Source organism: Allobosea sp. 01N443 (assembly GCF_056399325.1).
The window spans coordinates 1-13002 of sequence record NZ_JBFTRC010000220.1; the positions used below are offsets into that span (position 1 = coordinate 1).

Here is a 13002-nt window from a genome sequence, read left to right on the forward strand (position 1 = left end):
CCCCTGGACAAGAGGTCCAGCACCAGCGGCGAGATCAATCCTGGCGATACACCGCATTGCGGAACGAAGCAGCTGGAGGCCGACCCGGCCTCGCGTCGAACGGCCTCGAGGCCGGGCGTATCATCGCTCAGATCAAGGTAATGCACGCCGCTGCGCCGGGCGGCCGCGGCTATGGGAGGTGTCGCGGATGATGGCAGCGCGGCCACCACCGCGTCGGACCGGGCCAGCAGGCTGTCCAGCTTGGATGGGTTGGCGGGATCGATGTCCACCAGGCGCAGATTGAGATTGCGAGCGCTTACCCGAGCCGGCTCCGTCGGATCCACGATCACGACGTCGAACTCCGGGGCCTCGCGAAGCAGGACCGCCAGCGCCGAGCCAATTCTGCCGCCGCCAACGATCACGACGGAAAACGGGCGGTGTTCCTCCCCAAGCCTGTTCATCGGTTCATCAGGCATGGAAGCGCGACAGGAACGCTTTCAGGCGCTCGTTGCTCGGGCTGCGCAGAATATCGGTCGGCGAGCCCTCCGCCGCGATGCGCCCGGCTTCCATGAAGACGATCCGGTCCGAGACGTCGGCCGCGAAGGAGATCTCATGGGTGACGATAACCATCGTCATTCCCTGATCCGCGAGGCTGCGTACGACGCCGAGAACCTCGCCGACCAGCTCGGGATCGAGCGCGCTCGTGACTTCGTCCAGGAGAAGGGCATCCGGCTGCATGGCCAGGGCCCGCGCGATCGCGACGCGCTGCTTCTGTCCGCCGGAAAGCTGGTTCGGCCAGGCATCGCGCTTATCGGCGAGCCCGACCYTCGCGATATAGTCCATCGCGATCTCGACGGCCTCGGCGCGGGGCTTGCGCTGCACGATGATCGGTCCTTCGATCACGTTCTCCAGAACCGTCTTGTGGGGAAACAGATTGAAGTGCTGGAACACCATGCCGACATGGCGCCGTAGCTCGCCCTGGCCCATGAAATGGGCATCGCCGACATGTTTGAGACCAACGCGCCTGCCGCGGAAGAGGATATCGCCGGCATCGGGCCTTTCCAGCATGTTCATGCAGCGGATGAAGGTGGACTTTCCCGAGCCGGAAGGGCCGATGATCGAGAGGACCTCGCCGGCTTTCACCGCCAGGTCGATGCCATGGAGCACCTTCAGGGCCCCGAAGTTCTTGGTGACGCCGGAGGCTTCCAGGAGGGAGCCGGACGAAGCGGACGAAGGCTTGGAGGTCGACGAAGGTTTGGAGGTCATGGAACGCCTTTCCTCAATTGCCCGCGCGCATGCGGCGCTCAACGACGTCGGCGAATTTCGTGACCGGGAACAGGATGACGAAATAGAGGATCGCGACAGCCGTATAGGCCTCCAGCGGTCGATAGGTCTGCCCGTTCACGACGGTCGCCATATAGGTGAGGTCGGCGACCGAGATGACCGATACGAGTGAGGTGTTCTTGAACTGCGTGACCGACTGATTGATGAAGGCGGGCATCATCCTGCGGATCGCCTGCGGCAGGACGATCCTGCGCATGACTTGCCATCCCGACATGCCGATCGCGGCGCCTGCTTCGGATTGCCCCTTGTCGATCGAGACGATGCCACCCCTGAAGACTTCGGCATAGAATGCGGCCGCATAGAGCGACAGCGTCGTCATCGCAGCCGCCCAGTTCGGGATGTCGATCCCGAGAATCAGCGGCAAGGCGTAATAGATCCAGAGCAGCTGCACGAGCAGGGGCGTGCACCGGAACAGCTCCTGGAAGCCCTGTGCGAACCAGTTCAGCGGTCCATTGCCCGACAGCCGCGCGAAGCAGACCGCCAGGCCGAGGATCAGGCCAAGTGCGATCGAGCCGATCGTATAGACGACGGTGATCCACGCCCCCCACAGGAAGAGATCGCTCGCCTGGAGGATCGGGGCAAAGCTCCACGTATACATGTTCTCTCCAGCCTTCCGTGGAGGCGGCCCTCGCGGGCCGCCTGGGAGTTCAGCCGCCGAAGCCGAAGCCTTCGGGCATATCGTCCAGCGTGATGCCGAATGGCTCCAGGCTGTTCACGATCCAGGTMTGGTTGTTGCCGATGCGGCGGTTGTATTCGGCCCAGGAGGAGATGAAGGCCTTCCACTTCTCGTCGGTTCCCCAGTTCATAGCCACCACCGAAGGGGTGGAGAGCACGGGCTGCGGCACCATGACCTTGCCGATGCCGCTGGCCTTCTTGGCCATGACGAGGCCGTTGAGCATCGTGTTCACGAGGCCATCGGCCTTGCCGGTGACGACGGCGACGATCGCTTCGTCGCGGGACTTGAACCGAAGCATCTTTGCCTTCGGCAGGTATTGCTGCGCGATGAGGTCCTGGGAGGAGCCGAGATCGACGGCAAAAGTGTATTTGGGATCGTTGAGCTCGGCCCAGCTCCGCTTCGACAATTCGGGCTTCGGCGAGACGATGACGAAGCTGTTGAAATAGGTCGGCTGGGAGAACGCGACCGACAGCGCCCGTTGCGGCGTCGCGGTGACGCCCAGGGCCAGATCAGCCTTGCCGCTCTGCACGTCCAGGATCGAATTGGGCCAGGTCGATTCAACGACCTGCAATTTGACGCCCAGCGTCTTGGCGATGTCCCTGRCCATCTCGATGGCAAAGCCGCGCCATTCGCCGGTCCGCGGATCCTTGTTGAAATAGGGATCCTCGTTGAGAATTCCCGGGATGCGCAGAACGCCGCGAGCGCGCACGGCTTCCACGGTATCCTCGGCTCTGGCCGTTCCCGAAAGCGCCAGCAGCGAGAGGCCGGCGGCGCAGATTGCCCGAAGGACTTGTTTCATGGGTCTAAACTCCGTTCCCCGCCGATGTACTCGGCCTTGCTCCGATATCCGGATTGACGGCAGCGTAGGCGAGCCACCCTCGCGAACAATGCGAGAGTAGCCCCGCTTCCTACCGGTTTTTTTATATGTTGGCGGTTGTCTCGTAGGTCTTGAGGCTCGCCTCGAGCGACGCAAGGCTCTCCGGGCGCAACGGGGCGAGCGGCGCTCGGATTTCGGTGCTGATGGCCCCGGTGCGGGCGAGCGCTGCCTTCAGCGGTACTGGATTGCTCTCGATGAAGAGATGTCCAATCACGTCGAACAGAGCCTCATGAAGGCGCCGAGCCTTGTCTGTCTCGCCAGCGACCCAGGCCTTGTGCAGAGCGACGATGTCCTTGGGCAGCAGGTTCGAGGCGACGCTCGTCACGCCGTCGGCACCGACCGCGAGGAAGGGCAGGGTGAGCCCATCATCGCCTGAGTGGATCACGAATTCCTCACCGAGGGCACGGCGCAGTTCGGTGATCCTCTCGACCTTGCCGCCGGCCTCCTTGATGCCGACGATGTTGGTATGGGCTTTCGCCAGGCGCGCCGCCGTCTCCGGCGCGATTTCGACTCCGGTACGTCCCGGCACGCTGTAGAGCATGATCGGGATCTCCACCGCCGCAGCAATGGCGGAGAAATGGTCGAACAGGCCGGCCTGAGAAGGCTTGTTGTAATAGGGCGTGACGATCAGGAGGCCGTCGACGCCCAGCGCCTGCGCCCGCACGGCTTTCCCGATGGCCAGGTTCGTCGCGTTGGATCCTGCGCCGGCCATCACGAAGGCTCGGCCTTTGGCCGCTGCGACCGTGGTGCGAATGACGTCCTCTGCCTCGCTGTCAGTCAGGGTCGCGGCCTCGCCCGTGGTGCCGACCGGTACAAGCCCGGCCACACCCGCTTCCAGCTGCTTCTTGATCAAGGCTTCGAGCGCCGGGGTATCGACCGCGCCGTTCCTGAACGGCGTCACGAGAGCGGTGAAGACGCCAGCCATGCGCTGACGAAGTTGCTTATCGATCATTGTGCAATTCCCTTTTCCCGAAGCCTCAGTCGATGACGACCTTGGTCTCGCTCATTTCCCGCAAGGTCATGTGGATGCCCTCGCGTCCCAGGCCGCTGGACTTGATTCCGCCGAACGGCACGTTCTCGGCCCTGAAATCGGGGCCCTCATTGATCATCACGCCACCGACGCGCAGTTCGCGCGAGAAGCGTTTGACCAGCGCGTGATCGTTGGTGAAGACGCCGGCCTGGAGGCCGTAGATGCCGTCACTGACCTCGGCGATGACGCTGCCGACATCGCTGAAGCGGCGGACTGCCAGAACCGGGCCGAAGGTTTCGGAGCGCACGAGGTCCGTGCCTTCCCATGACCGTGTCCGCATCGGCCGGATCGCCCGTGCGAACGGCCTCGATTCTCGCGACGATGCGCTCCAGCATGGTTTCGCGAATGGAGTCGTGAAGGAAGAGGCGCTTCACCGCAGCGCAGCTTTGCCCGGCGATCTCGAAACGATGGCCAATGGCGACGTCGGCCGCGCGGTCCAGATCGGCGTCGGGCATGACGATCAGCGGGTCATTGCCACCGAGCTCCATCAGGCAACGGACCAGGCCGGATGCGTTCTTCAGCGCCAGCCCGGCTGCGGGTCCGCCGGTGAAGCTCAGAATGTCGATATCGCCGCCGGCAATGGTCGCGGCGACCTCGGCGCCCCCATGCACGACGGTGAACAGGCCTGCGGGAAAGCCGGCCTTGGCAGCGAGTTCGGCCAGGCGCGCCGCCGCGAGCGGCGCCTTCGGTGACGGCTTGGCAACGACCGCGTTGCCGGCCGCGATCGCGGGACCGAGCTTATGGCAAAGCAGGTTGAGCGGATAGTTGAAGGGCGTGATCGCCCCGACCACGCCGGCGGCCTCATAGGTGATGGACGCGAACTTGCTGGGCGCGCCGGGCACAATTGCCGTCGGCAGCACCTCGCCATGCAGCACGGTCACCGCATCGCCGGACAGGCGCAGGGTGTTCTGGGCGCGACGGACCTCATTGCGGGCCTCCGCGATCGTCTTGCCGACTTCAGCGCAGATGATTTTGGCCATATCGTCGGCCTCATCAGCGAGAAGCACCGCGAGGCGGTAGAGCAAGGCCTTGCGTTCCGCCGGAGTGCTGAAGCGGAACTCGCGCCACGCCCGGCGCGCGCCTTGCAGAGCTTTTGCGACCGCGACCTCATCGGCAACCGCGACCTGACCAATTCTGGCGCCCGAGTAGGGATTGAACACCTCGATCTGTGGGGATGCGGTTGCGGCTGCGGGACGTTTCACAAGGGTGATGGTCACGGTCTAGGACTCCAGATCGTCTGTTTTCAGGTCGGCAAGTGCTGCCAAGGACACCGGCCGCAGGGGCCAACGAGGTGGGATGGCCGAAGGCACGGCCTCGCCGCGCAGGGCGGCGATCGTCGGGCCGCAGAAACGCCCCTGGCAGACACCCATCCCGAACCGCCCCATGAGGCGGATCTCCCGAGTCGAGGCATCGTCCGGGAGCGATCTGAAGTCGGAGAGGCGACGCGCCTCGCAGCGGCAGATCAGCGTCTCGGGGGTTGGCTCCGGCAAGGCGGAGCGGAACAGGTTGAAGAGGGCGGCCTGGACATTCCGCGCCGCCGTCAGCCTGGCCTCGACTTGCCCGTCGGGACGCCGCATCCCCAGACGCGCGAGGACCGTGCAGGCTGCACGGCGGCCGTCCAGGATGGCCGCGTCCGCGCCCAGAACCTCGCGCCCGTCGCCGGCAAGGACAACGGGAACGGCCCCGTCAGGATCCGAAAGGGGTATGCCGACCCGGTTGGGCTCGATGCCGTCATGCACCAGCACATGCCGGGCGCGCAGACGATGAAGGGAGCCACTGCGCCTGACCCGAATGTCCAGACCCGCATCATCCTCGCGAACGGAGAGGATGTCGGTTCCGGTCCGGTAGGGGACGCCCTGCGACAGGAGCGTGGCGGCGTAGGAAGCCGCCTCGCCGAGTTGCGGCCCTGCCCCGACCATCTGCAGCAGGGCGTTGAAGCGAAGCCATGGACGCCCTCGCTCCAGCACCGCGACCGGCGGGTTGCCCGCCTTGGCAAGCTGTGCGGATACGGCAAGAAGAAGGGGGCCTGTTCCGGCGACCAGGATGGGCCCCGTCGGTGGGACGCCGGTCTCCTTGAGCAGGACCTGAGCTCCGCCCGCGGTCATGACGCCCGGCAGGTCCCAGCCCTCGAACGGATGGATCTTCTCAACCGCTCCGACAGCGATGACTGCCGCGCGGACCGTGCGGGCAAAAACCCTGCCGGCCGCCCGATCGTCGAAGAGATGGCGGCCATCGCCGTCGACGCCCAGGAAGACGGTGTCGGTGCGCAATTCGATGCGGCTGCCGGCAGCCTCGATACGCTGGGCGAGCTCGGCCCAGTTGCGTCGGTGCCGGGCGGGCGTGTGCACGGCATGGGCCGCGCCGCGGGCCGCCTGGCGGTGGATCGCGCCGCCCAGTTGATCGCGCTGCTCGACCAGAAGCACACGCAATCCAGCCTCTGCGAGAGTGGCCGCAGCGCTTGCTCCGGCGGGCCCGCCGCCGACGACGAGGATCGGAATGTCAGTCATTCCGCCCCCCAACCGAGGGCATGGACCCAATTCTCAACCCATCCCTGGCGGGCGTCAGGCACGCCTCGACCGGTGCGCCACCCTCGACCGAGACGACGCAAGCCTGGCACGCGCCGATGCCGCAGAAGACACGTCCGCGCACCGGCGCGCCTTCCGGACCGAGGCTGAGGATGCCGGCCCGGCCCAAGGCCGCTGCAATCGTCTCGCCGGGGCGGAAGGGCACGACGCGATCGTTCCAGAATATCCGCGACATCATTGGCAGGCCTCGACCCCGGCAAATCGAGCGGGTGTCAGCATCGAAAGATCGGCGGCGAGCGGCCGGTCCAGGACTATTCGCGCCGCGGATTCGCCCATGAAGGGACCAAGGCAGATGCCGTCGCCCTCGAAACCGGTCGCGACGACGAGCCCATCGACATGCGGGTGCCTGCCGATGATCGGCAGCCCATCACGCGAGGCCGTCCGCACGCCCGCGAATGTTCTCACCACGCGCCGCGCCCCGAGCGGTGGATAGAGATCAAGGGCTGCCCGCAAGATGGCCGACACGGTCACCGCGTCTGTTCGATGATCGCTGCGATTGTCCTCTCGACTGCCGCCCAGAAGGAACTGGCCGGTCACCAGCGGGTCGATGACGAGGCCGATATGCGATCTGTCCAGAACGATGCCGCGCTTGGCCGCGAGATAGGAGGCGGCCATGAGATGCCCGTCGATGGCGGGACGCCCGGCACTTGCCCGATCGGTGACGACCATCTGTCCCTTCCGCGGGATAAGGATGTCGCCCAGGTTCAGGAGATGGGCCGATCCGATACCGGCCGCGACGAGGACCGCGTCCGCCGGCAGGACTTCGTCCGCGAGCGCGACGCCGAYGGCACGGCCATCCCGCACCACGATCTCGGACACCGGCGCCCGGCGCCGCACGACGATGTCGCTCCGCTGCAGCAGGCGCGCCGTGATCTGGTACCCAAGGGCGTGGCCGTCATCGGGAATCTCGAGGGCGGCCGCGACGCGTTCGCCAAGACCGGGGATGCGGTTCATCAGGTCGGCTCGCGCGACCGCGATGACGCGTTCGCCGGCCTGGGCGAGGTCAGCGCCGTGCTGCGACACGAGTTCCGCTTCAAGGGCGTTCTGCGCGATCAGGAAGGTCGAGCGGCGATGGAACAGCCCTTGGAAGAGGCCGTCGGCTTCCAACTGACCGTAGAAGGCCCTGGCATGACGGGCGAGGTCCATCATCGGCCCCGGGCGCTTGCTGGCCACCGAGACCGCGCCGTCGGATGCGCCGGTCGCACCGGCTGCCGGGCCCGATGCATCCAGCAACGTGACCCTTGCGCCCGCGGCCGCGAGGAAATGGGCGGCGGCAGCACCGACGATTCCCGCGCCAACCACGGCGACATGCATTGAGGAGGGGCGGGCCATGACGGCGATCTTGTTTCCCAGAAGAGGTGCGCCGAACCTCTTCCGCTTCGCCCGGCCGGTCGATCCAAATGATCGGCGCCGACTTGCCTCATTGTTTGAAAGTGGCGGAAATCGCTCGGCTGTGGGACATGCAGGTCGCTTTCCTGGGAGGGGCTGCCATGCGTGACGCCAACCTGACGCTCATCCAAACGTTCTTCATCGTTGCGCGCGACGGCTCCTATTCCGCAGCCGCGCGCAAGCTCGGCATGAGCTATCAGTCTGCCGCCAATCATGTCCGGCGGCTTGAGCAGGTTCTGGGAGAGCGCCTGGTGGTCTCGGAGCAGGGCGCGAAGACGGTTATTCTGACGCCTCGCGGACGCAGCCTCTACAAGTTGCTGCTGCCTGAGCTGGATACGATGCTCGCCCGGCTCGACCGCACCCTGGACAAGGAGCGTCCGGTCCTGCGTATCGGGCTTCCGCAAGCCATCTTCTACTATCTCCTGCCGCCGGTCCTGGCCCGCTTCCGTGAGCGTTACCCCCAGGTGGAGATCGTGGCCTATGAGCGCGACACGTCGCTCCCGGAACTGATCAAGGACGGCAGCCTGGATGTCTGCATCACCGAACGGTATTTCGGGGACCCGAACGTTCCGCAGCACCTCGTCTGCACCTATCGGCCGGCGCTGATCTTCCCGACGTCCTGGGGGGATCCGCCTTCGCCGAGCAGCATCAAGGATTGGGCCACAGGCCGGCCGTTCGTGACCTATGAGCCAGGCCAGCTCCTTCGCAATCTCGCGGTCGACTATCTCAGGCCACAGGATTCCGAAATGGAGATCGCGATCTCGACGTCGGGCAGTTCGAGCGTCAAGCGATGTGTCGAGGCCGGCCTCGGCTTTGCGATCATTCCGGAATGGTGCCTGGAGGAGCAGGAGCCAAATGTAACAAAGGTTGATATAGATGGATTGCCGGAGATTCCGATTTACTTTGGTGAGGCAATTTTTCTATTCAATAATACCTATGTCAAATCGCTGAGGCAATTGTGTACGGATCTGATTAAATTCTATTAGAAGTCAAAATTTGCTTAGTTATTACAGATTTCGAGCATTGCATGAGGCCTTCCCTGATCGCTGGGTGGCACCTTGCTACAGGTGAATGCTCGCGAAAGCGAACGCGGCGACCTTCGCAGTCAGGTAAAGCGATCGGCTGCCGATGCTTCCGCGGGGGTTCTGGGCCACTCCGCCAGCCGCCTCAGCGGAGGTCGATGGTTGTCTCGACACTATGCTGAAGCGAGGGCGCATCGTCTGACGTGAGCGACATGCGCAGGCGCACGACGCGTCCTTGCAGGTTTCCCTCGCGTACGACGCGCTCGATCTCCCGTTGAGAGGTCAGCCCGACCTCCTTCAGGAACTTCCGGACGGCCATGTTGAAACGGTCCTCATCCATGATCGCTCTCCAAACTCGCTGCCAAGGGCCGCGTACATTGGTGATACACCCGGATGAGCTCACCGGCAGCACCCGCGCAATTGAGCGCGCATCGGCTTTCGGCGTCGGGGGCCGCTCAACGGTCGTCCAGCGCGTCATCCGGATGGATTGGGAAGACTGGCCGGCGGAGCTGCGTGTAGGGCAGCGAAGCGATCTTGCTGGTGCAGGGGCCGGATGTTGCAACCGTGTAGCTGCCCTTGGCGATCTTGTCGTAGGCACGCCGATGCGCGACGGCCGCCTTGACGCCGATCGCCTTCAGGGTCTCCGGGTGGATGCCCTGCGAGCGGAACTGCCCAAGGTCGAAGGGGGGTGTCTTGCGGCTGGTCAGCAGCACGCTGATCCCGCGTCCAGTGGTCACCACGGCAGAGGGCCCCATGCTGAAATGGGCGCCCTGGGAGGCGGCTAGATGGCTGTTCAGGTCCTCCAGCGCAAAGTCGCCATCGCTTGAGCTGACGAATCGGGCCTCGATTTCGACTGGGCCTTCGGCAATGGCGCTCCCCTTGCCGCCGACCGAGATCCTCCGGACATCGCCCGGCCTGGCATCAGAGAGCGCAGCAACCGCCGCGGCGTCGGCGATGGCAATGGCACAGTTCTCGACCTCATGGCGCAGGAACGCGCGGAGCACGGACGTGCCGTCGCCGGGCGCGCCGCCACCGATATTGTCCGCCGGCTCGACGACGATATAGGGGCCGCCCGGCAGACGCTGAATCTCCGCAACGGCGTCGTCGAGATCCCATTCGCTGGGCAGGCCGAAGGCGCGCAGGGTCGCGGCCGTTTCCGTGAGCCGCGCCAGCGCTCCACGCGCCTCAGCTTCCGCTCCCGTGGTCACCACGCAGAATGCGACGCCGGCCTCGGGAACATCGGAGAATGAATAGCCGCCGACGACGTTGACAGCCCAGATCGCGGGATCGTCGCTTTCGATCGCCCGAGCCATGGCCTCGAGCTCGCGCATCGGCCGATCGGCCGTTCCGGTTCCTGTCGGTGGCCACATGACGGGAGCGTTGCACGAATGCATGCGCGGAAGGCTGTTCTCGTTCAGGGCCCGTGCGAGCAGCTGCGCCGCGCGCTTGGCCGATTCCCGAGCATCGGTGTGCGGGTTCTCGCGATAGGCGACGAGGCCATTGGCGTGGGCAGCCATGGCCGCGGTGAAATTCGCGTGGAGGTCGAAGACACCGAAGACCGGCAGGTCCTCGCAGCCGGGCACCGCACGGATATGGGCGAGCAAAGCACCCTCCGGGTCGAGACATGCTGACGTCACCATGGCACCGTGCAGGGCGAGCCAGATGCCGTCGAGGCCGCCATCCGCAAGCGCTGCCCTGAGCCCTGCGTCGAACTCGTCTCGGAAGCGGTCGAAGACAGCCTGTTCGACGGTGCCCGAGGGCAGGGCCGTGTAGTCGATCGTCGGTACGACCTGCCACCCCTCGGCTTCGGCCACCTCCAGGAAACCATCGAGCGTGGATCCGTCTCCGCGCCGCTGCAACACCTCGCCACCGCGCCGGATCGTGAAGTCGGCGAGGCTCGTAACCTCGTCGATGAAGCTGTGCGTCTCGTGAAACAGCGCGGCGAGCAGGATGCGGCGGGGGCGTGCCATGCTGGGGAAACCAATCTCGACAGGAAGCGGCGTGGCACCATTTCGGACGCGGGGGCGTTCCGGATCAAGACGCCATTATTCCGTCAGGAGAAACCACTCTGCTTTGACAGGGGGAAGCGACCTCCCGTTAGATCCTGGCGGAGGAGCGGGACGGTGCGGTTGCGTCGTGTCGCCGAGCGGGGGCTATCTGCATGCGCGTCTTCGTTGCATCGCTGGCGACTGAAACCAACACCTTCGCTCCGCTCTTCGTCGATCGCAGCGCCTTTGAGGCGGCCTTCTACTGTCCGCCCGGTACGCACCCGGAAACGCCGACGCTGTGCTCGGCGCCGGTGGTCGCCGCCCGCCGCCGCGCTGCCAGCGAGGGCTACACCCTGATCGAGGGCACGGCGACATGGGCCGAGCCTGCAGGGCTCGTCTCGCGCGAGGGCTATGAAAGCCTGCGGGATGAAATTCTTAGCCAGCTTCGTGAGGCGCTCCCTGTCGATATCGTGCTGCTGGGGCTGCATGGCGCAATGGTTGCGCGCGGCTATGACGATTGCGAGGGCGACCTGATGGCGCGCGCCCGCGCGCTTGCCGGCCCCGATTGCGTCATCGGGGCCGAGCTCGACATGCATTGCCATCTCACCACTGAGATGGTCGATGCCGCTGATGTCATCATTGCCTTCAAGGAGTTTCCGCATACCGACTTTCTCGATCGGGCGGAGGATCTTCTCGAGCTCTGTCTGCGGACAGCGCGCGCGCAGGTGAAACCCGTCAGCGCTGTCTTCGACTGCCGCGGAATTGCGAGCTTCATGACAAGCCGCGAGCCAGGTCGCAGTTTCGTCGACCGTATCAAGGCGATGGAGGGCAGGGACGGTATCCTGAGCATCTCGGTCGCGCACGGCTTCCAGGCGGCGGACGTGGCGGATGTCGGCACGAAGGTGCTCGTCATCGCCGATCGCGATGCGGGCAAGGCGGCAGCGCTCGCCAAGACGCTTGGGCTGGAAATCCTGCGCTGGGGTCCCAGCGGTGCGGCGCCGAAGCACTACAAGCCTGATGAGGGTATCGAGGCGGCGCTGGCACTGGCGCAGGATGGCCGTCCCGTCATCCTCGCCGATCGCTGGGACAATCCCGGCGGCGGCGTCGCCGGCGATTCCTCCGTGATGGTCGAGGCGCTGCTCAGACGGCCGGAGGTGCCGGCCGCGATCGGGGCGCTCTGGGACCCCGTCGCCGTGAGCCTGTGCCGCGCCGCCGGGGTTGGAGCCGAGATTTCCCTGCGCTTCGCTGGCAAGGCTGCGCCGTCGTCGGGCCGGCCGATCGATGCCACGGTGCTGGTGACAGGCACGACGTCCGAGCTTGTGGTGCCCTTTGCGCAGAGCTGGGTTTCGCTCGGGCCGGCTGCGGCGATCCGCATCGGCGCTCTCGATATCGTCCTCGCATCGACCCGCGCTCAGACCTTCAGCCCTCCGGTCTTCACCAATCTCGGCATTGATCTGGCTGCAAAGCGGGTCGTGGTCGTCAAATCCTCGAACCATTTCCATGCGGCCTTTGCGCCGATCGCGGCCAGCGTTCTCTATCTCGACAGCGGCGGCCCATACCCACCGGACGCCAGCAAGATCGCCTACACCAAGATCCGCCGCCCATTCTCGCCGCTGGACCCGAACCCATGGCTCTGATCGCCCCCGGTGGCGCGCTGCCGCGTCTGTCACTCGCCGATATCGACGATCAACGCCTCGATGGGCTGAGCAAGGGGCTGCCGCCAGGCATATCGGGCCTGCGACTGGGCGATATCGGGACGCAAGGCTGGAATGTTCTGGCCGGCGACTTGCCGCTCCCGATTGCGGTGATCCGCGAGAGCGTGCTGAGGCGAAACAGCGTCTGGATGAGCGCGTTCACCGCAGAGAACGGTCTGGTGATCGCGCCCCATGGCAAGACGACCATGGCGCCGCAGCTCTTCGACCTGCAGATCGCCGACGGCGCCTGGGCCATTACCGTGGCGACGATCCAGCAGCTTCAGGTGTGCCGCCAATTCGGTGTCAGACGCGTGATCCTCGCCAATCAGCCTGTCGGACGCCAGGAGATCACCGCCTGCCTCGATGCCGTGATGGATGAGGGCTTTGCGTTGTATTGCCTGGCCGACAGCGTCGAAGG

The 13002-nt window shown here is 65.4% G+C and carries 14 protein-coding genes and 1 pseudogene; 3 read left to right on the top strand and 12 right to left on the bottom strand.

The window, feature by feature from the left end; all coding sequences use genetic code 11:
* The 10 genes from AC1DRP_RS31870 to AC1DRP_RS31915 form a co-directional block, all read right to left on the bottom strand.
* Positions 1-401, bottom strand: a 401-nt coding sequence (locus AC1DRP_RS31870) for a saccharopine dehydrogenase NADP-binding domain-containing protein (RefSeq protein ID WP_476770588.1), incomplete at its 3' end; no start/stop codon positions are given.
* A gap of 46 nt (positions 402-447) precedes the next feature.
* Complete coding sequence (locus tag AC1DRP_RS31875; RefSeq protein WP_476770589.1) at positions 448-1245, bottom strand: amino acid ABC transporter ATP-binding protein; 798 nt, start codon at positions 1243-1245, stop codon at positions 448-450.
* A gap of 13 nt (positions 1246-1258) precedes the next feature.
* Positions 1259-1921 (bottom strand): amino acid ABC transporter permease, encoded by a 663-nt coding sequence (locus AC1DRP_RS31880; protein WP_441492123.1) that lies wholly within the window; start codon positions 1919-1921, stop codon positions 1259-1261.
* Between the two features lie 49 nt (positions 1922-1970).
* Positions 1971-2798, bottom strand: a complete 828-nt coding sequence (locus tag AC1DRP_RS31885) for a transporter substrate-binding domain-containing protein (protein WP_476770590.1) — start codon at positions 2796-2798, stop codon at positions 1971-1973.
* Between the two features lie 121 nt (positions 2799-2919).
* Positions 2920-3828 (bottom strand): 4-hydroxy-tetrahydrodipicolinate synthase, encoded by a 909-nt coding sequence (gene dapA / locus AC1DRP_RS31890; protein ID WP_441504217.1) that lies wholly within the window; start codon positions 3826-3828, stop codon positions 2920-2922.
* A gap of 25 nt (positions 3829-3853) precedes the next feature.
* Positions 3854-4153: an aldehyde dehydrogenase family protein gene (locus tag AC1DRP_RS31895; RefSeq protein ID WP_476770591.1), complete on the bottom strand. Its 300-nt coding sequence runs from the start codon at positions 4151-4153 to the stop codon at positions 3854-3856.
* Positions 4074-5123: an aldehyde dehydrogenase family protein gene (locus AC1DRP_RS31900; protein ID WP_476770592.1), complete on the bottom strand. Its 1050-nt coding sequence runs from the start codon at positions 5121-5123 to the stop codon at positions 4074-4076. The genes AC1DRP_RS31895 and AC1DRP_RS31900 overlap by 80 nt, the downstream gene beginning before the upstream one ends.
* A 3-nt stretch (positions 5124-5126) precedes the next feature.
* Positions 5127-6413: an FAD-dependent oxidoreductase gene (locus AC1DRP_RS31905; RefSeq protein WP_441504219.1), complete on the bottom strand. Its 1287-nt coding sequence runs from the start codon at positions 6411-6413 to the stop codon at positions 5127-5129.
* Positions 6406-6669 carry a 2Fe-2S iron-sulfur cluster-binding protein gene (locus AC1DRP_RS31910; RefSeq protein WP_441504220.1) on the bottom strand — a complete coding sequence of 88 codons (264 nt, stop codon included), beginning with the start codon at positions 6667-6669 and terminating at the stop codon, positions 6406-6408. The genes AC1DRP_RS31905 and AC1DRP_RS31910 overlap by 8 nt, the downstream gene beginning before the upstream one ends.
* On the bottom strand, positions 6666-7823 hold the full coding sequence (locus AC1DRP_RS31915) for an NAD(P)/FAD-dependent oxidoreductase (protein ID WP_476770593.1): 1158 nt from the start codon (positions 7821-7823) through the stop codon (positions 6666-6668). The genes AC1DRP_RS31910 and AC1DRP_RS31915 overlap by 4 nt, the downstream gene beginning before the upstream one ends.
* 68 nt (positions 7824-7891) lie before the next feature.
* Between AC1DRP_RS31915 and AC1DRP_RS31920 the strand changes: the two genes are divergently transcribed.
* Positions 7892-8866, top strand: coding sequence for a LysR family transcriptional regulator (locus tag AC1DRP_RS31920; protein WP_476770594.1), 975 nt, complete (start codon positions 7892-7894; stop codon positions 8864-8866).
* Between the two features lie 181 nt (positions 8867-9047).
* On the opposite strand, the gene AC1DRP_RS31925 is transcribed toward AC1DRP_RS31920, so the two are convergent.
* On the bottom strand, positions 9048-9242 hold the full coding sequence (locus AC1DRP_RS31925; RefSeq protein ID WP_441504221.1) for a DUF6494 family protein: 195 nt from the start codon (positions 9240-9242) through the stop codon (positions 9048-9050).
* 115 nt (positions 9243-9357) lie between these two features.
* Positions 9358-10872 carry a M81 family metallopeptidase gene (locus AC1DRP_RS31930; RefSeq protein WP_441504222.1) on the bottom strand — a complete coding sequence of 505 codons (1515 nt, stop codon included), beginning with the start codon at positions 10870-10872 and terminating at the stop codon, positions 9358-9360.
* 191 nt (positions 10873-11063) lie between these two features.
* Here AC1DRP_RS31930 and AC1DRP_RS31935 point away from each other — a divergent pair, with 191 nt between their 5' ends.
* Together AC1DRP_RS31935 and AC1DRP_RS31940 are read left to right on the top strand one after the other, a co-directional pair.
* The gene (locus tag AC1DRP_RS31935; RefSeq protein ID WP_476770595.1) at positions 11064-12527 is read left to right on the top strand and encodes a M81 family metallopeptidase; all 1464 of its coding nucleotides are present in this window, start codon (positions 11064-11066) and stop codon (positions 12525-12527) included.
* Positions 12518-13002, top strand: a pseudogene (locus AC1DRP_RS31940) (alanine racemase); the annotation flags it as partial. The gene AC1DRP_RS31935 and the pseudogene AC1DRP_RS31940, both read left to right, overlap by 10 nt.

Excerpts from the sequence above, each read along its gene's own strand:
- AC1DRP_RS31880 (WP_441492123.1), bottom strand. The coding sequence starts at position 1,921 with ATGTATACGTGGAGCTTTGCCCCGATCCTCCAGGCGAGCGATCTCTTC.
- dapA (WP_441504217.1), bottom strand. The coding sequence starts at position 3,828 with ATGATCGATAAGCAACTTCGTCAGCGCATGGCTGGCGTCTTCACCGCT.
- AC1DRP_RS31905 (WP_441504219.1), bottom strand. The coding sequence starts at position 6,413 with ATGACTGACATTCCGATCCTCGTCGTCGGCGGCGGGCCCGCCGGAGCA.
- AC1DRP_RS31910 (WP_441504220.1), bottom strand. The coding sequence starts at position 6,669 with ATGATGTCGCGGATATTCTGGAACGATCGCGTCGTGCCCTTCCGCCCC.
- AC1DRP_RS31920 (WP_476770594.1), top strand. The coding sequence starts at position 7,892 with ATGATCGGCGCCGACTTGCCTCATTGTTTGAAAGTGGCGGAAATCGCT.
- AC1DRP_RS31925 (WP_441504221.1), bottom strand. The coding sequence starts at position 9,242 with ATGGATGAGGACCGTTTCAACATGGCCGTCCGGAAGTTCCTGAAGGAG.
- AC1DRP_RS31930 (WP_441504222.1), bottom strand. The coding sequence starts at position 10,872 with ATGGCACGCCCCCGCCGCATCCTGCTCGCCGCGCTGTTTCACGAGACG.
- AC1DRP_RS31935 (WP_476770595.1), top strand. The coding sequence starts at position 11,064 with ATGCGCGTCTTCGTTGCATCGCTGGCGACTGAAACCAACACCTTCGCT.